The sequence below is a fragment of the Phormidesmis priestleyi BC1401 genome (assembly GCF_001650195.1).
In the GTDB taxonomy this organism is placed as follows: domain Bacteria; phylum Cyanobacteriota; class Cyanobacteriia; order Leptolyngbyales; family Leptolyngbyaceae; genus Phormidesmis_A; species Phormidesmis_A priestleyi_B.
Map to the genome: position 1 here is coordinate 1 of NZ_LXYR01000045.1, position 19,573 is coordinate 19,573.

General features: G+C 47.1%; 13 protein-coding genes. 7 read left to right on the forward strand and 6 right to left on the reverse strand.

Annotation, left to right across the window (positions count from 1 at the left end; all coding sequences use genetic code 11):
• The first annotated feature begins 82 nt into the window (after positions 1 to 82).
• The 4 genes from A8707_RS19415 to A8707_RS19430 all read left to right on the forward strand — a co-directional run bounded on the left by A8707_RS19415 (position 83) and on the right by A8707_RS19430 (position 3,058).
• Positions 83 to 490: an Rpn family recombination-promoting nuclease/putative transposase gene (locus A8707_RS19415; RefSeq protein ID WP_074382536.1), complete on the forward strand. Its 408-nt coding sequence runs from the start codon at positions 83 to 85 to the stop codon at positions 488 to 490.
• A 63-nt stretch (positions 491 to 553) separates the two neighbouring features.
• Complete coding sequence (locus A8707_RS19420; protein WP_068818861.1) at positions 554 to 964, forward strand: hypothetical protein; 411 nt, start codon at positions 554 to 556, stop codon at positions 962 to 964.
• An 8-nt stretch (positions 965 to 972) separates the two neighbouring features.
• Positions 973 to 2,334 (forward strand): ATP-binding protein, encoded by a 1,362-nt coding sequence (locus A8707_RS19425; protein WP_068818862.1) that lies wholly within the window; start codon positions 973 to 975, stop codon positions 2,332 to 2,334.
• 130 nt (positions 2,335 to 2,464) lie between these two features.
• Positions 2,465 to 3,058, forward strand: coding sequence for a PDDEXK family nuclease (locus A8707_RS19430; protein WP_068818863.1), 594 nt, complete (start codon positions 2,465 to 2,467; stop codon positions 3,056 to 3,058).
• Between the two features lie 17 nt (positions 3,059 to 3,075).
• Here the strand turns inward: A8707_RS19430 and A8707_RS19435 are convergent, their stop codons facing one another.
• From A8707_RS19435 to dusB, 3 genes are all read right to left on the reverse strand, one after another.
• Positions 3,076 to 4,062 carry a DNA-methyltransferase gene (locus tag A8707_RS19435; protein WP_068818864.1) on the reverse strand — a complete coding sequence of 329 codons (987 nt, stop codon included), beginning with the start codon at positions 4,060 to 4,062 and terminating at the stop codon, positions 3,076 to 3,078.
• 44 nt (positions 4,063 to 4,106) lie between these two features.
• A complete protein-coding gene (locus A8707_RS30695; protein WP_074382537.1) occupies positions 4,107 to 4,355 on the reverse strand; it encodes a helix-turn-helix domain-containing protein in 249 nt (82 codons plus the stop codon).
• Positions 4,356 to 4,445: 90 nt separating this feature from the next.
• Positions 4,446 to 5,504, reverse strand: coding sequence for a tRNA dihydrouridine synthase DusB (dusB, locus tag A8707_RS19440; protein WP_068818865.1), 1,059 nt, complete (start codon positions 5,502 to 5,504; stop codon positions 4,446 to 4,448).
• Between the two features lie 567 nt (positions 5,505 to 6,071).
• On the opposite strand from dusB, the gene ahr reads away from it, so the two are divergent.
• Positions 6,072 to 7,073 (forward strand): NADPH-dependent aldehyde reductase Ahr, encoded by a 1,002-nt coding sequence (gene ahr, locus A8707_RS19445; protein ID WP_068818866.1) that lies wholly within the window; start codon positions 6,072 to 6,074, stop codon positions 7,071 to 7,073.
• Positions 7,074 to 7,188: 115 nt separating this feature from the next.
• Here the strand turns inward: ahr and A8707_RS19450 are convergent, their stop codons facing one another.
• Positions 7,189 to 8,805, reverse strand: a complete 1,617-nt coding sequence (locus A8707_RS19450) for a DUF3352 domain-containing protein (RefSeq protein ID WP_068818867.1) — start codon at positions 8,803 to 8,805, stop codon at positions 7,189 to 7,191.
• Between the two features lie 563 nt (positions 8,806 to 9,368).
• On the opposite strand from A8707_RS19450, the gene A8707_RS19455 reads away from it, so the two are divergent.
• On the forward strand, positions 9,369 to 9,785 hold the full coding sequence (locus tag A8707_RS19455) for a fasciclin domain-containing protein (RefSeq protein ID WP_068818868.1): 417 nt from the start codon (positions 9,369 to 9,371) through the stop codon (positions 9,783 to 9,785).
• Positions 9,786 to 9,868: 83 nt separating this feature from the next.
• On the opposite strand, the gene A8707_RS19460 is transcribed toward A8707_RS19455, so the two are convergent.
• Together A8707_RS19460 and A8707_RS19465 are read right to left on the reverse strand one after the other, a co-directional pair.
• Positions 9,869 to 10,399 (reverse strand): GAF domain-containing protein, encoded by a 531-nt coding sequence (locus tag A8707_RS19460; RefSeq protein ID WP_068818869.1) that lies wholly within the window; start codon positions 10,397 to 10,399, stop codon positions 9,869 to 9,871.
• Positions 10,400 to 10,465: 66 nt separating this feature from the next.
• On the reverse strand, positions 10,466 to 13,381 hold the full coding sequence (locus A8707_RS19465) for a UPF0182 family protein (RefSeq protein ID WP_068818870.1): 2,916 nt from the start codon (positions 13,379 to 13,381) through the stop codon (positions 10,466 to 10,468).
• Between the two features lie 1,002 nt (positions 13,382 to 14,383).
• Here A8707_RS19465 and A8707_RS19470 point away from each other — a divergent pair.
• Positions 14,384 to 19,384: a GAF domain-containing protein gene (locus A8707_RS19470; protein ID WP_156518738.1), complete on the forward strand. Its 5,001-nt coding sequence runs from the start codon at positions 14,384 to 14,386 to the stop codon at positions 19,382 to 19,384.
• Positions 19,385 to 19,573 lie beyond the last annotated feature (189 nt).

Consider the following 19,573-nt stretch of genomic DNA (forward strand, 5'->3'; position numbering starts at 1 on the left):
TTGACGCAGGTCGTAGCTGTAGGGTTTTGACATCAATGGGTTGTCTTGAGTTGGACTTCCTTCAGTCTATGTCCTATCAGTCTTGGCGACCGCTATAGTATTTGTGGAGTTACCCAAATTCAAACAACCGTTGAACCGATTGGAAACTATTACAGACAAGTGGTTATATTTTCTCAAATGCGCCAACCAGCTTGAAGCAGTGCCGTCCAGCTTAGAGTCGATTCCGGCGATTAACCATGCTTTCAGCGTGGCGAAACAAAGCAAACTAAGCCGTAAGGAGTTAGAAGTCTTGGAGAATCGAGAGATCTTTACTCACGACAGCCGCAACGCAATTCTCAAGGCGCGACAGGAGGGACGAGAAGAAGGGGAAGCGATCGGAGCAAAGCAAAAAGCGATCACCATTGCTCGTCAGCTTCTTAACGTGCTAGATGTGGATACCATTAGTCAGATGACGGGACTCTCGATCGCAGAAATTCAAACCTTGACCTAAACTGCTTTCACGACTCGCAGATCAATATGACAAGATAGATAAGGTGTTTACTGCGTTTGTCTCATGTTTGAGGTTCCTCCTTCCCTTGATGTCAGGCTTATTCATCTCAAAGCTGTGCGAGTGTCGCTGCTGCGGCTCCACAAAGCCTTACTAGATTCTGAACGTGAAGCCTACGAGCAGACCCACGGACAAATCCGATCACAGGGCGAATTGTTTCAGCTTGTTTTAGAAGACAAGTGGTTTAGCTGGCTGCGTCCGATCTCACAATTTATTGTCCAGATCGATGAAGCATTCGCAGCAAAAGAGCCTGTGACGCTCAACCAGGCTAATCAGCTTATCGAGCAGGCGCACTCCTTGCTTAAACCCGATGCAGAAGGCGCTCCGTCACAGCAGCGTTATTATCAGGCGATTCAGCGCGATCCCAACATTGCGTTAATGAATGCAGACTTATCAATGTTGTTTGCTGAAGGGTAAAGGGCGATATGTTTCAGGTTACTCGTCGTCGTCTTGCGCTCTGGTATACTACAGTCACTGCCATATTGCTTTTAGTGTTCGCAAGCGGATTTTATTTGTATGTTCGCAGCACGCTAATTGAGCGCATTGACGACACGCTAAATCATGTGGTCGAAGTCGTGCAGCGATCGCTGGTGATTGAGCCAACCGATCCCCACTTTGAAGGCGGACAGGTGCGCGTCAACGTCGAGTCAAGCTTTCGAGATAATGCGATTCCGGTAGAGGACGACCACATCGATTTGGAGTGGTTTAGCTCACAAGGTAAATTGGTGTGGTCAACGTTTGCCGACGCGATCGCCGTTCCGCTAAACTTCAACAGCGCAGGTGAAACGGTTCACCAGTCAAAGGATCAGTTGCTGAGACAAGTCACGCAACGAGTGCAGATTGGGCGGCAAGTGTTGGGATATTTGCGGGTGAGTCATCCTTGGTTTGAGGTGACAAAACCCACTCGTGAGCTATTTTTAGATCTCACCGTTGGCACTACGGTCATGGTTGCGATCGTTGCCGCGATCGGGTGGTTTTTATCGGGTTTGGCAATGCAGCCAATTCGAGAATCGTATCAGCGATTAAAGCAGTTTACCGCCGACGCGTCTCATGAGTTGCGGAACCCGATCGCGATTATTCAAACGAATGTGCAAGTTGCACTTTCTGATCCAGATTCAGATCCCCAAATGCAACGCTATCATCTACAGGTCGTTGAACGGTTAACGCGTCGGTTAGGAAGACTGGTTGATGATCTGTTATTTCTCGCCCGACAAGACAGCAGTATGGTGCAACCGAGACGAGTTTTAATCAATCTCGATGAATTGCTGACTGAAGTAGTCGAAGAACAGCAGACGATCGCCGTCGAAAAAGGAATTTCGTTAAGTCTAAATCACAGCGCGGAATCAGAAGAACTTATCGCTAATCAGTCTACCCTTTTGAAGTCACTGCCACGGATTGAGAACTCGCTCTCGATTCAGTGTGATCGCGATCAGATTTCTCGACTCTTCACAAACCTCATCAGCAACGCCTTACAGTACACGCCGACGAATGGAAAAGTCACGATCGAGCTACAGCAACTCAAACGCACGAGTGGATCGTCTCTCCAAGTCAAAGTGATCGATACTGGAATCGGGATTCCAGAAGAAGCATTGCCGCAACTGTTCGATCGCTTCTATCGCGTCGATCCCGCCCGAACTAAATCAACAGGCGGATCGGGATTAGGGTTAGCGATCGCCCAAGTCATCATCGAAAATCATCACGGACAGATTCAAATTGAGAGCCAGGTTGGTCAAGGAACGACTGTCATCGTAACGCTGCCTCAGCAGTCCCAAGAGAATACAAGTTGACTAGCTTTGGTTGCGGATTACACATATCTGCGAGGTGACTTGTATGGTTATACAGACACAAAGCTTAACGTTCATAACAAACATGTAAAACAGCACTACTCTTACATGGCAGTGGCAGTGAGTAGTCGGTATGAAGATCGTTCAAGAGATTTCTTTAATTAGTATCGGAAGTTTTGAGGAATCAAGCGATTGGTCCGTTATTCGAGATGAGATTCGCGAAGCTATTTCCCTGATCGTTTATCCTTCTGGCGCAACAAACTTTACAATCAACCCAGTCAAACATGGCAATGGTGTCAAACCGATTAAAGAAGCTTGCATGATTGCTCTAAAGGATAGGTTTGGATGGAAACTAGAAACTTCAATCAACTATGCGACTCGATCGCCAGGAAAGGTAGATGCAACAAAAGCCCTTGACAACCATCTTTTTGCTCTTGAGTGGGAGACAGGCAACATCTCCTCAAGTCATCGAGCAGTCAATAAGATGGTTCTTGGGTTGTTACGGGGTGTTTTATTGGGCGCTGTCCTCGTACTTCCAAGTCGAAAACTCTACCCTTATTTAACTGATCGAATTGGTAACTATGAAGAGCTAGAGCCGTATTTTGATGTTTGGCGAGCAGTTCGGCTCGAAGAGGGGTTTCTTGCAATTTTCGTGATTGAACATGACCAAGTAGATGGCAACATACCGACAATTACTAAAGGAACAGACGGTCGTGCATTGATCTAAATGTTTCTATGCAAGAGCTATGTAGAGTAAGGAATGGGCAGTTGTGAGACCGTCACTCTTCGCTTCTTTAGTTTTTTGTTTCCCCTCGCTGACTCCCATTGCTCAATGATTCCATTCGCTAAGTCAGTCAAACGTTCTATTGCTGGCTCTGTGTCCCCAATTTCCGAACCAATCCAATAACGGTGAAGTTTTTCTGCTGCGTAGAACGTAGTACCAGAACCCCCGAATGGATCAACTACAACTTGACCTGGATTAGATGCCATAGCAATAATCCGTTCCATCATGATAGGAGCAAGTTCGTTAGGAACTCGCTTTTTATGGCGACGATGCCGAACGGGTGGAATATCAGTCCACATTTCCTCTGCTAGCGCCCACAACACTTCGTTGGGATCAGTTTCAGGGGCATCTTCCCAAACATCTTCTGTCATATCCCAGACATCCATTAGATTGATACCTTTTTCATTAAGGCTTTTGCGATGTCCGCCATAATCACGAATTTCTCCGCTACAATGCCGACAAACTTGAATAGGTGTATAGATTTTATTGAAAACTGCTGGCTCCCCTTTTGTGTAATAGATTAGCCCGTAGTGAGCGGGAGACATTTTCTTACCTCTAGGAAAAGCTTTCGGCATCCTGCAAGCAATCCAGTGTCGAAACCACATTCCTTTTTGATTGAGATATGCTCCATACTCTATGCACCATCTAGGCAGGTTGAATACAAATAAACTTCCACCAGGTTTAAGCACTCGGACGCTTTCATCAAGCCATTGTTGCGACCAAGCTAAATACTTCTCGATCTCCATGTGATCACTAATCCCTTTTCCATACTCTTTTCCGATGTTAAAGGGCGGGTCGGCAAATACAACATCTACAGATTCATTAGGTAACGCTGAAAGAAGTTTGAGGCAATCTCCTTGATAGAGAATGCCATGCTCACTTTTATAAACCTGTTGTAATTCCTGTTGAGTCGCTAAATCAAGTGAGATCGCTTCAAGTGGGTGCATTGATTTAGCCTCTAGTACTTTGGTATAGCTTGAGCTTACAGACTCTATTTACGATTGTCAATAGAGCCTTCCGTAGGAGTTGTACTACGTGGTTGATAAGGTCTTCCAGTAGGTTGATTCTTATAGTTCTCTAATTCAGCAGCTTCTATGTAGTAGTAACGCCCTAGCTTACAAGCTACGATCTGACCATTTTTAATCAGGTCATGAACTCGCTGACGAGTTACATCAAGTGACTTCGCAGTTTGAGCTACGGAGAGCAATTCAGAGCTATTACTTGAACTGGAGTCTGTCATAAGATGGAAGTGCTTCAGTCATTTAACTAGTCTCTTCAAGGTTACGCTTGAGGTTAAGTTGTGTGTAAGATAGGCTCAAAAGCTTCATCATTAAACCTCAACTAATTGCGATTCTGTCTCCTCAATCTCTTGCCAGTCGGATTGGGCTAACCGCTCGATCGCCAGATCAATTAACGCTAATCCCTGCCCGACATTTTCAACTAAGCTGAGTTTTCCGCGCAGATCGGCGGCACCGTCAAACCCTTTGGCATACCAGGTCATGTGTTTTCGGGCTTGTCTGACTCCCCGATCGCCCTTGTATTCCCACAGCATTTGCAGATGTTCGCGGGCGCATTCTAAACGCTCGATCGAAGTGGGTTTTAATCTTTCAATCCCAGTTTTCAAAAAGTGATCGACTTCGCCAACTAAGAATGGATACCCCAGCGTTCCGCGAGAACACATTACACCATCGGCTCCGGTTTGCTCTAAGCATTTAACGGCGGCTTCAATAGAGAACATATCGCCATTCGCGATGACAGGAATTGAGAGAATTTCTTTCACGCGTCCGATCCATTCCCATTTGGCGGCTCCATTATAGCCTTGAGCGCGAGTCCGCCCGTGAACGGTGATCATTTTCGCTCCCGCCGCTTCCATTCGTTTAGCAAAATCGAGAATGTTGATTTCTTGATCGGTCCAGCCGATGCGAGTTTTGACCGTCACCGGGACGTTGACTGCATTCACCACAGCCCGCACGATCGCTTCTGCCTTTTCGGGGTCTCGCAGCAGAGAAGAGCCGCCGCCGTTTTTAGTGATTTTGTTCACCGGGCAGCCCATGTTGATATCAACCGTATCGGCTCCTTCTGCGACCGCCATTTGTGCGGCTTCTGCTAAAAAGTCGGGGCGACAGTCAAAAAGCTGAATGCTGATCGGACGCTCGTTGGGGTCTACCTCCATAATGATCGGCAGTTCTTTGACGTAATGTAACCCTGTCGCGTTCACCATCTCGGTGTACATCATCGAATCGGGCGCATAGCGACGTACCAGACGACGAAACACCAGATCGGTTACGCCAGACAGCGGCGACTGCAACACCCGGCTTTTGACCTCAAGATCACCGATTTTGAGCGGGGCAGCGAGTCTAGCTTTGAGACTTGGAGACAGAGAAACCATAATTCACGATCGTATCAATCCATCTTTATCCTAAAGGATTGGGGGAAGTTACTGGGCTGCTTTGGGATGAAGCCAGCGATAAGCGATCAAAGAGGCGCGTGACGCGGGGGATTACGAAATTAAGTGAGCAACACCACTGAAATGCTACAGTGAGAGGCTTTACATGTTCGAGCCAACATTTGCGAACGTCTGATTCAAGCCAGGTTCTGAGATTTTTGTAGCGGTCAAATCGGAGAATCACGACATATTCAGGATGGTCGTGATCATGAGGTCGGATAATGTTGATGCCTGCATGTCCTTCAAAGCTGTGGGCAGCCACTGAAATGTCTCACTGCCATTGCTCATAAGCCTCTTCATACCCTGGTTTGACGCTTTGTGAAATGATGGCAGCGACGGGCAGGTTTTCATCGATCGAGAAGGTCATTTCAAGAGTCTCTCGCAGCATTCTCTAGAGTCCACTAATGGTCTGATATATAGTTTGAGCGGTCACAAAGATGGATGACTATTTTAATTCTCTGCTCTAAAATAAGCCGAACACTTGAACAGCCTTTCAAAGGAGCTTTCACCATGATTCACGCCTATGTAGCTGAGAAAAAGGGTGCCGACCTTAAACCCTTTGAATACGATCCGGGCGTTTTGGGAGGCGAAGAAGTCGAAATTAAGATCGAATACTGTGGGATCTGCCACAGTGATTTGAGTATGCTCAACAACGATTGGGGCATCTCGCAATATCCGTTAGTCGCTGGGCACGAAGTCGTTGGCACGATCGCCAGTGTTGGTAACTCAGTCAAAACACTCAAAGTTGGGCAGCGAGTCGGCTTAGGCTGGAACTCTCGATCCTGCATGACCTGTGAATGGTGTATGTCAGGCAATCATAATCTTTGCTTGACCGCAGAAGCCACGATCGTTGGTCGCTATGGTGGGTTTGCTGATGCAATTCGCGCTCACTCGGCGTGGGTTTTACCATTACCCGAAGCAATCGATCCAGCGACTGCGGGACCGTTGTTTTGTGGAGGCATTACGGTTTTCAATCCGCTCGTGCAATTTGACGTGAAGCCTACCGATCGAGTCGGAGTCATCGGTATTGGTGGATTGGGTCACCTGGCGTTGCAATTTCTTCACGCTTGGGGGTGTGATGTCACCGCGTTTTCGACTAGCTCTGATAAAGAAGCTGAAGCGAGAGAACTAGGTGCGGATCATTTTGTGAACTCTCGTGATGCTACGGCGCTAAAGTCAGTCGAAAACTCGTTTGATTTGATTCTCTCGACGGTGAATGCCGATCTCGACTGGAACTCTTACATCGCGTGTTTGCGTCCCAAAGGGCGACTGCACTTTGTGGGGGTGGTGCCTAACCCGGTTAGTGTCTATGTCTTCTCGTTGATGCCCGGTCAAAAGTCGATTTCTGCCAGTCCTCTCGGTAGCCCTGCAACGACGAATCAAATGCTCGATTTTGCAGCCCGACACAACATCGAACCCATCACCGAAATGTTTGCGTTTGACCAGATCAACGAGGCGTTAGAACGGCTGCATAGTGGCAAGGCACGCTATCGAATTGTACTAAAACATTAGGACGAACCCGATAGATGTCGGTTGCAGTCCGGCTCTGAGACAAGTTTGGGTTGATGATGCACCTAAGGTAAGGGGTGTATCAGAGCAAGATACACCCCTCATCAAGAGATTCAAACTACTTCGCAGGGTTAAGTGCCAGCACCGCTTCAAATTGACTCGTTGCTTTGTCGGTTGGAGTAGTCGTCCCACCAAACCCCTTAATCGAATTTAGAATCGCAGTGGCTTCTGGGTTCATGGCTGATTTTTGAGAAACTGACGTGACTCTGTTAATCAAAGTCATGGTTTTCTCCACATCCACGTAAAAGTAGCCAATATTTTGCTTAGGCAGAGAAGCCGTTACCGCCTTAAAACTATCACTGGTTTCTAAAGAAGGATTAGTTTGACTGGACAGCGTAGTCACAAGCTGATCACCCGTTGCAATAAATACAGTGTTGTTGTCTAGCCAACCGTGACCCAAAAGAGCACCTTGAGGCGTTTTCCATTCAGTCACTTTTTTGCCGTTGACATTACGCTCAACGATCGCCAGAGATTGACTCTTTGCGATCGTGTCCAGCTTACTCAACGTTGCGTCGGCGGTTTTACGATCGCTCGTGCTAAACACCATTGCCCCTCCAAATCCAAGCTGCCCCAGTATGCCTTGACTGAGCGGCATCATGCCGATCGCAAACTCGCCGTTCATCCAGCTAAAGATCTCTTTATCGAGGTCAAGACCGATCATTTGGCTGCCGCCTCGCATCGTGTCAACCACTTGCTTTTCCTGTGGGCTGTCTTTGGCTTGTGCTGCCATCTGGCTCCAATAAGAGTCAAGATTAGCGCCAGACACGAGCGCAAACGTGTCAGTTGGAAACTGGGCAACTACTTTGCCAGGGGAAGTCTTATAGTCGATCGCGGTTTTTGGGTCAACCATCACCGCCCCTTTGAGGCGTAATCCGACATCATCAATACTCACAGTGCCGACCACAGATTTGACTCGCTTTAGCTGCTCTAAAGTCGAGGTGTCCATCGGGGTGCGAGACTTGCTGCTCATAGCTTGCACCATTCCAGCATAGTCAGGCAGATAAAAGCGGGCAACAGGGGCATCTCCGTTGTCTGTTTGAGACGATTGCGGCGTGGCTTCTAGCTTGGTCGCAAAAGAGGGGCTGCCCTGGAGAGTGTCGATCGACTGCTCGATCGCTGTTTTGTTAGACGACAGCATCAGATAAGACTCTTTTAGCACTGCCGTATAAATGGGCTTTTTGCTTTTTTCCCCCACGAGTTGATTAATTTTGACCCCTTTATAATCCGTCTCAGTGTTCTTGACCTTTGCACCGCTCTTAAACTTGTTAGCAAAGCTCAGAGCACTCGCCTTATCTTTAATGGCGATCGCCATCACCACATCTGGCTCTTTAAGATTGGCGCTGGGCATGACTGCCACCATCAGGTTGCCCACCCAGGGCTTCAGGTCTTTGTCTGCATCAACGCTCGTTTCGGTCAGCATTTTTTGCTGAAATTCCTGAAGGCTTTTATCGACTGCCTGGTGAGCTTCGGGGGTGCCAAACTGCTTTAGCTTTGCCCAATTTTTTTCATCTGTAGCAATAAAGGCTGCCATATAAGCCTGATTAGGAATGACTTTAGCGATTCCTAAAGGGGTTGCACTATCGCCTGTTGCCCCGTTGAAATAAAGGTATCCTGCCACGCCTCCTGCAAGAGCAGTCGCAGCCACAGCAGGCAGAATCAACTTTTTTACAGACATTTAAGTTCCTCAACGTTCTAACAATGATTACGACTGAATTTAACTTCACCCTGATACTTAGCAAATTCGGACAAATGGATCACGAAGGTGAACGATCGTAGAGTTCCCTGTAAGTCTGGAGTTAGCGCAGAAGGTGTTTTGAGTCCATGAGGTGATGGATGTCTCGCTTTCGGCGCTTGGTGCGAGATTACGAGCGATTACCAGAAACCTGAACGGGCTTTCACCTGATTGCATTTGTCCTGTTGATGGTCATACCAAATCGATCAATGAATGCGACAGATGATGGATTTACCCGATGCTGTAGAGACGTTTCGGTGAAACGTCTTGCCAATTTTGCCATGACACAGGATCTGTCCCATTCAAAAATCAAATGAGTATTAGACAGTAGATGAGTATCGGATTCAAAAGTGCAAAACATTCTCTAGCACGATCGCATACTCCAAAGGGTAGATTGAGCGGCTTTATAATCTCGTTCGATCGATAGATTCTCTAATTTGTCTTTAGAAATATATTTTTGAAGTTCGCGACGATCGTAAATTCAAACACATTATTACTCTCAAACTATGCCTGACATTGTTGATACTGCGATGAGCGCGGGAACCTTTAGCACTTTAGTGACCGCTATTACAGCGGCTGGTCTTGATACTGCACTCAAGAGTCCGGGTCCATTCACGGTGTTTGCGCCCTCCGATGACGCTTTTTCTAAGCTGCCATCAGGAACGGTTGAATCGCTGCTAGAAGATCTTCCAACGCTAAGAAAGATATTAGAATATCACGTTGTTTCTGGAAAAGTGATGGCATCAGATGTCGTTAAGATGAACAGTGCAACGACCACTCAAGGAGAAGATGTCAAGATTGATGCTTCTAATGGCAGCGTCAAAATCAATAATGCAGTAGTCACCACGCCAGATGTTGAAGCTGACAATGGAGTGATTCATGTGATCGATTCCGTTTTATTGCCGGGGTCAATCAGTCTTTAAGCGTCATTGAGATCGCTAGCAGACTACCTATCCCATCTGCTAGCGATCGAGGGTTTCAATGCACCCAATAACCCCTGAAAATCTTATTCAGGAATCTTTTCTTTGACGTATGCAACGGAGATCGGAGTAATTTTCTGCTCTATTTGAGTCATAACATCGCGGTCAAATTCTGTCCAAACTCGCGGCTGACCAAAGACACAGGGTTGCAAAATTCCCCACGTCACGCCGTCTTGACGTAGGTGAGCATGAACTAAAGCTCTGTGCCCAAAAGACTTTTGTTCAAACTCTAAGTTGACGACTGTTGAATCAGCGGTTTCGACATCTTCGACATAGACTGACGGCTTTGCGTCTAGTGCCGCTGCAAAAAGCGGATCTTCTTCGGACAAAGATTCTGGTTCTATTTTTAGCTCCTTGCTGGTGACATCGGGAACCGCTGGGTTTCGTCGCCAACAGTAAGGCGTATGTCCCACATTCGTATTAGGATTTCGCAAGTAGAGGAAGCAGCGATCGCACTGCAACACTTCACACAACACGGGCAACAAGGCGGAAAAGACAGCATCCGGGTCGCTGGTATTGATCAAAACGTTGTCTAGCGCGTCAGGTAGCTTTTGCATTGAATTTAAGAGTGGATTGTGGGATACAAATTGAGGAGTTAAAGCCCGTTAGACAAACAATAGGGTTTAATTGCTCAAAGCAGGCTCCTCAAACGGACGGATAATCGCAGGGGCAGGCGTGACTTCTGGTTGAAAAATCGCTTGCAGGGCTTGTTCTAACGTTTGAGCCATCACAATTCGGTTTTCGTAGGCAACCACGACGCGAACAAGGGTTGGTAAGCTATTTTGGGTCGCTTCTAGATAAATCGGTTCTACATACAGCAATGATTGCTCGATCGGCACAATCAGCAAATTTCCTTGAATAGCTCTTGACCCTTGCCGATTCCACAGCGAGATTTGTTGTGAAATCACGGGATCTTGGTTGATACGTGCCTCAATTTGCTCAGTGCCATAGATCAGCCGTTCTTTGGGGAAGGTGTAGAGCAACAAGCGACCATAATTTTCACCGTCCGATCGAGCCGCTAACCAAGCAATTAAATTAGTGCGCTCTCGTGGCGTGTAGGGCAACAGCAAAATAAACTCTTCAAACGGGACGGTAGGAAGACTGGTAATCAAGTAGTACGGCTCGACCGGACGGGATTCTGCCCCATAGACTTCATTGGGAATTTGCCATTGATCTTCACGATTATAAAACACTTGAGGATCGGTCATGTGATAGGTCATTAATCGCTCAGACTGAATGTTGAAAAAGTCAGTTGGGTAACGAATATGATCACGCAGCGCGTCTGGCATCAATGCTAGAGGCTTTAATAAGGTTGGAAAAATTGCAGACCACGTTTTAATAATCGGATCGCTGGCATCGGCTACATAAAAGTTAGTAGTGCCATCATACGCATCGATTACAACTTTTACAGAATTGCGAATGTAATTGATATCGCCATTCGCTGGCTCTGAATAGGGATAATGATTGCTAGTCGTGTAGGCATCAACGATCCAGTAAAGATAGTTTTGATTGGCTGGAAACTGACCTTTGTTATTCCTGTTTGCGTCTACCGCCACTAAATAGGGATCGCGATCGTAGCGGAGAAATGGCGCGATCGCCCGAATCCGCTGATTAATATTGCGACGAAATAAAACCTTTGTCTGTGGTTGAAATTCCCGTGTTAGAAAGACTCTCCAGTCTTTTAAGTAGAGGCTAAACAATGCCCGTCGCCACCACGAGCCGATCGAGATTCCACCTTGCCCATCATAAGAGTTATAAACATTGTCACTGCCACTCGGATAATCTAACTCTCGCTGTCGCGTTCCGGTCATTACATAGTTATCTGTGATCTCACCGTAATAGATTCGAGGTCGCCCGATCGGAATTCCCGATCGAATCGCCTCACTGGATGTCACGAGCGCTCCGCCATTGGTGTCGCCAATATCTTTAACAAAATATTCTGGTAAGCCACCCGCCCCAACCGTATTCACCGGACTCACCGTAAACCCATATCCGTGCGTGTAAATCAGATGACGATTGATCCAAGTTTGTGCCTGTTGAGGCACTGCATTTACATCCATCTCCCGTGCAGCGATAAACACCTGTCGGCGTTCTGTCTCAGATTGAGCAGATGACGAGGGCTGACTAGGGGCATTCGGTCTGCGAGTTGCCACTTCAGTTGGCAGGGTGTAGCGATCGATGTTGGCATCAGAAAAGCGATAGTAGAGGCGGATTTGCTGAAGTTGACGATTGGTCGCGAGGAGGGGTCGCTGATCCCACAGGCGGATGTTGCGAATGGTCAGGTCATTGGCTCGAATATCGGCTTCGGTGAGTTGCCCTTGAGGATTGAAGGTTTGCGAATCGATCGATTCCAGCCCAAAAGCCTGCCGAGTCAATGAGATCGTGCGTTGAATATAAGGTCGCTCTCGCACCAATTCATTCGGCTGAACGATCAAATACTGAACTGCTTCTGGCAAAGCAACTCCTACTACAGACAACCCACTAAACAGCCACAGCGCTATCACAGCCCAGCGACGATGCTTTGATCTTGGCTGCCAAAAGACAGAGTGCCAGAGTAGGTAAAGCGCGATCGCCAAAGCGCTAAGGCTCAGAACAATGTAGGCAGGTAGTTTTGCTTTAACATCGGTATAGCCCGCTCCATAGATTACCCCGTTTGTAGAATAGAGCAGTTGATAACAACTCAGCCAATTGCTAAACGCGATCGCGCCCATTAAACCTGCGCTAACTCGATATAAGTGACGCTGCTGTTGGGGTGAGAACCCTGGAAACCGCCCCTGACTCAGACTATTGCCCGATAGCAGATAGGTCAGCAATACAGAAACGAAGCCGTAGAGAGAAAGCCCGATACTTAAAAACGCAATCAGTTCTGCAATAGGAAGCGCAAAAATATAAAAGCTAATATCACGGTTGAATAAAGGCTCTGTTGCATTAAAAGGAGTGGACTGAAAATATTGTAAAACCGTTGCCCAATGCTGAGAGGCAATGAATCCGAATAAAATGCTCAACACGATCGCGATCGCAATGAGTAAAAACCGAGGATAAACCAGCAATGCAATCAGTGCAGCAAAAGCAACTCCTAAATACCAGGGAGCATTTAGTTGCTGAATGATTTGCCAAAGGGCGATCGTATCAAACGTTGAAGTTGATAGACGAGTCGGCTCTGCTTGCCAATAGCTGAACGCGATTTGGCTATAGTGCGCCAGCATCAAGCCAATTAATAAGCTCAGTCCCGCTGCGATCGGTAGGAGAGTCTTAAGCCTAAATGGAACGGTTGAGTGAATCGGCTTTGCGACATCTTCGATCGGCTCAGAATAGTTGTGTCGGTGAGCCAGCCTTAAGTTTGTGAGAAAGTATCCGATCGTCAGGGCAGTTACTCCCGACCACAAAACGCCTTGAGTGGTCAGCCGCAGCAAAAACACTGATAAATAGCCTACTTCTTGAAACCAAAAAGCCTCGGCTCCTAGATGAGCAACCCCATCGAATAGAACCCACCCTCCCAGGCAGAATATTAGAAGTCGTAGGCGGTGTTTTCGCAGCACAAAATTTAGGGGGCAACGCGGATGGTTGAGTCAGACAGATTTAACATCTTACCAACCATACACACCAACCCCCCGCTATAGATAGAGCTTTAGGGCGTGTTTTAAACCTTTCTCGCTGCGATGCTGCCTCGCCCTGAACTGAAGTTCGGGCTAATTTGGGAAAGTCCGTTGAAACGGACTGAAGATCGGGCAGTGACTCGCATTTAGTCCGTTAAAACGGACTTACCACCACTAGCCCGAACTTTAGTTCAGGGCGGGACAGCAACAAAGACTAAAGGTTTAGAACACGCCCTAGTCTTAGTGAGGTGGATTTATTAAAGTGCAACTTCTTACCCTCACCCTAGCCCTCTCCCCAAGGAGAGGGAACAAGACTCTAACCCCCTTCTCCTGGGCGAGGGCTTGCCCCACTTCGTGAGGAGGGCAGAAGAGGCTCACAAGTCTGACAGATTATTTAATCCTCGATTCTCAAGGAAGTAGAAGCCGAGTTTCCCCAATCTGTGCGAACTGATACACTGCCCGTCTGCGATCGTGGTGAAGTCTCAAACGGGAAGGTTCCCTCGTTATTCACAGCCTGCTGAATCTAGCATTCGTGCTAGCTTAAGTCTCTCCATCGTTCGACAGAAACAGATTGATGTCGGCACGCATATTCTATAGGATCCACCGCTATTTCTATGGGTAGAACAAATTAATGTATAGAAAACTACATAACCTGATTCTGTCACGAAATATCATCCTCGATAGGAATAAATTCGTGCAAGATAGCTTGAACAAACAACCGACAGAAATCAAATGTAAGTATTATGACTTAACCCGTTGCGTTCCATTTATCAACTGGGTATTCTAGCAACGATCGCATCAAAGACTTGCGACGACTGAGCTTGATCACTGGGAATCTTCTCTCTGCCTTGCCTAGCGATTTGATAGAGAAAGGTGATTTGAAAAACTTTTGAGCCTGACTGTTGAGTTTTGACCGTTTTTCTTAGACTTCGCTAGATAAAGAAGATGATTCCAGCCCCACCATCGCCTGACGAAGCCGCTAGACTTCAAGCGCTCTTTCGATACAAGATTTTAGATACTCCAACCGAAGGAGTGTTTGATGACATCACGCATCTAGCTGCTTACGTTTGCCAAACACCGATCGCGCTAGTAAGTTTGATTGATTCTGAGCGGCAGTGGTTTAAGTCAAAAGTGGGGCTGGCAGCAACCCAAACTCCGCGTAAAGTGGCATTTTGCGCCCACGCCATTTTGCAGTCAGAGCCGCTGATCGTGCCGAATGCTTTGACGGATGAACGGTTTGTTGATAATCCTCTCGTGACAGGTGAGCCTCACATTCGGTTTTATGCAGGCGTGCCCTTAACCACCTCTGAGGGCTATAACCTGGGGACGCTCTGTGTGCTCGATCGCGTGCCTCGATCGCTGACTCACGAGCAGATCCAAGCTCTCAAAGTGCTGGCACATCAGGTTGTCCGGCAGATTGAGTTACGTCACACGCTCAGAGATTTGCAGCTTGTTCAGACAGGGCGTAAACAGAAATGGGAGAAAAGTCGGCATTTTTTCGCCAAAGTCGCAAGCGGGTTTGTGTTAGCCTCAGCAATTTTGGCAGTCGTTGGAGTAGTGTCTTATCAGAGCCATTCTCAAGTTCTTCAAGGCAACGTCTTAGAAGCACAGTCTCAGCAGATACTTTTAGATCTCACAGAAGTTCTCTCTTTGCTAACCGATGCAGAAACTGGACAACGAGGCTATTTGATCACAGGCAAAGAGCAGTATCTAAACTCTTATTACGCGGGGGTTCAACAGATTAGTCAAGAACTCAAGGAGTTACGATCGCAGACGTTCGCCAATTCTCAACAACAGCGTCCACTCGATGCGCTTGACGTTCTGATCAAAAGTCGGCTAGGTGAACTCAATCGAACCCTTGAGGTGCGGCGAGTGCAGGGGTTTGATGCAGCCGCCCAGATGGTTGACACTGACGATGGCAATGAAGTCATGGTGAAGATTCGCGCTGTGATTGGCGAAATGCAGACTCAAGAGAAGGCTGCGCTAAAAGAGCGATCGACGACCCTGATCATGAGTGCTCACAGAGCCACTCTGACTTCTTTTTTAGGCATTAGCTTAGATTTTGTTATTCTGACTTGGGTTTATGCTGCCATTCATCGCGAGATTCTCAATCGCAAGCGATTAGAAGAAACTCTAGAGCAAGAGCGTGACTTTATTGCAGCAACCTTAGATACGATCGCAGCCTTGGTCGTTGTTCTCGATGCTCAAGGAAGAATCATTCGCTTTAATCTCACCTGCGAGCAAGTCACAGGCTACTCGTTTGAGGAAGTTAGAAACAAATGCTTTTGGGATGTATTTTTAATCGATGAAGAAGTTGAACCTGTCAAAGCGGTCTTCGTCAGTTTGCAAACTGGACATTTTCCAAGTAGCTACGAAAATTATTGGCTTACGAGAGGGGGCGATCGGCGGCTAATTGCCTGGTCTAACACAGCGCTCACTGACTCAGAAGGCACTGTTGAATATGTGATTTGCAGTGGCATTGATATCACAGAGCGGCGGCAAGCTGAGACAGATCTAAAAGGCTCAGAGGCAGAGCTGCGTGCACTCTTTGCTGCCATGACCGATGTGGTTTTGGTCAGAGATGCAGACGGGCGGTGCATCAAGATTGCTCCGACCAATCCCGTTAATCTCTACAAACCTTCTGACGAAATGAGAGGCAAAACGCTGCATGATATGCTGCCATTCGCGAAGGCTGACCTCATCTTGAGCCACATTCAAACGGCTTTAACCACTCAGCAAACCCTGAATTGTGACTATAGTTTGGCGATCGAGGAGCAAGAAGTCTATTTCTCGACGAGCATTTCTCCCTTATCTCAAGATTCAGTGGTTTTGGTCGCACGAGACATCACCCAACTCAAGCGGGCTGAACAGCGTCGAGGCATCCAATATGAGATTGCTTGTGTCTTAGCAGAATCTTCGACGCTCAGTGAGGCAATCACTAGAGTTCTCCAGGCGCTGGGTCGCGCTTTGTGCTGGGAGTTGGGCGAGTTTTGGGTCATTGATGCTCAAGCAAATCTGCTGCGACTCGCAGAAGTCTGGGTCACACCTTTGGCTCCTTCAACCGACTTTGAGGCGATGTCTCAGCAGCTCACCTTTGCTCAAGGTGTAGGGTTGCCGGGGCAAGTGTGGCAAACCAGCAAGCCTGTTTGGATAGCCGACTTCGTGCAGGATACAAACTTTTTACGATCGCCCTCCGCCCTTAGAGCAGGGTTTAATCAAGCGATCGGGTTTCCTGTTTTAGGCAATGATCAGACGTTAGGGATCATCACATTTTTTAGTCACAAGATTCGTCAATCTGATCAAGATTTGCTAGAGATGGTGACTGATCTCGGTCGGCAAATCGGTCAATTTGTTGAGAAAAAACAAGCAGAAGAAGAAGTGCGGCAGCAAAATCGGCGATCGCAACTGCTCTCTGACGTGACTTTGCGAATTCGACAATCTCTCAATCTTCAAGAGATTCTCAGCACAACTGTAGAAGAAGTCCGTCAGTTTCTCAAGGCAGATCGGGTGGTGCTTTATCAGTTTGACCCAGATTGGAACGGCACCGTCGTGGTTGAATCGGTTGGAGTAGGTTGGACATCTGCGTTGAATGCAAAAATCGAAGACAACTGCTTCCAGCATGGGTATAGACAGAGATATGAGAACGGGGAGACCTCGACGATCGACAACGTTGTGCAAGCAGACCTTACACTGTGTCATCAAGAAATGCTGGCAGGGTTTGAGGTGCAGGCAAACCTGTTAGTGCCCATTCTAGGTGTCAACGGGCTTTGGGGTTTGTTGGTGGCTCATCAATGTTCTGCCCCTCGTCACTGGCGATCGTTTGAGGTTGATTTTCTGGTTCAACTTGCCAATCAGGTTGGCATTGCTTTAGAACAATCTCGTCTGTTGACTCAAGAAACTCGGCAGCGAGAACAGCTAGCACACCAAAATCTGGCGTTAGAACAGGCTCGCAGAGAATCAGAGCAGGCAACTCGCATGAAGAGTGAATTTTTAGCCACTATGAGTCATGAGATTCGCACTCCGATGAATGCGATTATCGGCATGACAGGCTTGCTGATCGACTCTAACCTCGACCCGCAGCAGCAAGACTTTGCTGAAACTATTCGGATCAGTGGAGATAGTCTGCTCACTCTCATTAACGAAGTCTTAGATTTCTCTAAACTAGAAGCTAATCGGATGGAGTTAGAAATTCTAGAGTTTGATCTCAAGAATTGCATCGAAGAGATTACTGATTTGTTAGCATTTTCTGCTCATAAAAAAGGAATCGAGATTGCAATCTTTATCGACCAAAAGGTTCCGATTCATTTGCGCGGAGATGTCAGCCGATTGCGTCAGATTCTGATGAATTTGACAGGAAACGCGATCAAATTTACTGAAGTTGGAGAAGTGGTGATTCAGGCGTTTCTTTTAGGAGAAACTCCAGATACCGCTATCATTTCATTCTCAGTCACCGATACTGGAATTGGCATTTCTCCAGACGCTCAACGAAAGTTATTTAGACCTTTTTCTCAAGTAGATGCCTCCACCACTCGAAAGTATGGAGGAACGGGTTTAGGATTAGCGATTTGCAAACAATTGGTCGATTTAATGGGAGGCACGATCGCGGTCGAAAGTCGTGCAAGACAGGGTTCTAATTTCTCGTTTACCCTCTCACTCAAAAAGCAGCTTCATCCGACGATCAGTCAGTTTACTCAATTCACAGCCGCTAGTTTGAGGGGTCTCAAACTCTTAGTCGTAGATGACAGCGCGACTAACCGAAAGATCATTCGTCATCAAGCCTCTGCTTGGGGCGTGCAAGTAGGCGAGGCAGAAAGTGTCAATGCAGCATTAGAAGCGATGCAAAACGCGATCGAGCAAAAGACTCCTTATAACATTGTGATTCTCGATATGCAGATGCCCGATGGCGAGATGCTAGTTCAGCAAATTAGCCTAAGTCCGCCGCTATCAAACAGCCGATTAGTGATGATGATTTCGCTCTACCATCCCAACGGAACGGAGTATGCATCAAAGCTTGGTTCTGCCTATTTAGTCAAGCCTGTTAAGCAGTCTCGTTTGTTTGATTGCTTAATGGAGGCGGCGAACAAATCGAATGACAAGCCGATTCAATCAGTGACACAAGGAGAGTCTGATCGATTTGCTTTAGAACTCATTGCTGGTGAGCAGAGTCGTATAAAGCTCAAGGTTTTGCTGGCAGAAGACAGTTTAGTCAATCAGAAAGTAGCGCTGAATCAGTTAAAAAACCTGGGCTATGAAGCAGATGTTGCAGCCAATGGTCAAGAAGTTTTGGATCTGCTCACAAAAATTCACTACGATCTGATTTTAATGGACTGCCAAATGCCTGAATTAGATGGCTATGAAGCAACGCAAGAAATTCGTCGATCGCCAGGAAAAATCAAAGACACGATCGTCATTGCGCTGACTGCAAATGCGATGAAAGAAGATCGAGCACGCTGTTTAGATGCTGGAATGAACGACTATCTCAGTAAGCCAGTTCGCCAAGAAGAGTTAGCGGCTAAACTGAGTCATTGGAGCCAAATCATTAAGACTGCAAAAGAGCAGATAAATGAATGCTCGATAAGCGCTCATTCTCCGAATCAGGAAGACGGTGTAGCAGGGGATGGTTTGATTGATTGGGGTTATCTTCGCAGGCTTTCTAATGGAAACGAAGCCTTTGAATTAGAACTTTTAAAGACATTAGTTGAGACATTGCCCGATCGTTTAAAGGCATTAGAATCTGCTATCTGTGCCCATGATCGTCACAACATTAGGCGCGAAGCCCACTATATTAAAGGCTCAAGTGCAAACACGGGTGCGATCGCGATTCAAGTTTCAGCAGACCAGCTAGAGAAGAAAGCCGCATCAGGTGAGCTAGAAGGGGTTTCAGAATTATTCGTAGAACTGATGGATAATTTCAATCGAACCCGGAATCTTGTCAAATCTGAATAATAGTCGCTGGTTGCAGTTCTCATTCTGCTTAGCATCGCGAATTAAATAAGGTCGGTTATTGCAAAATGGGGTTGCCCTCCTCACGAAGTGGGGCGAAGCCCTCGCCTAACCCCTTCTCCCTGGGGAGAAGGGGAACTAGACGTTTGCTCCCTCTCCCTGGGGAGAAGGGGAACTAGACGTTTGCTCCCT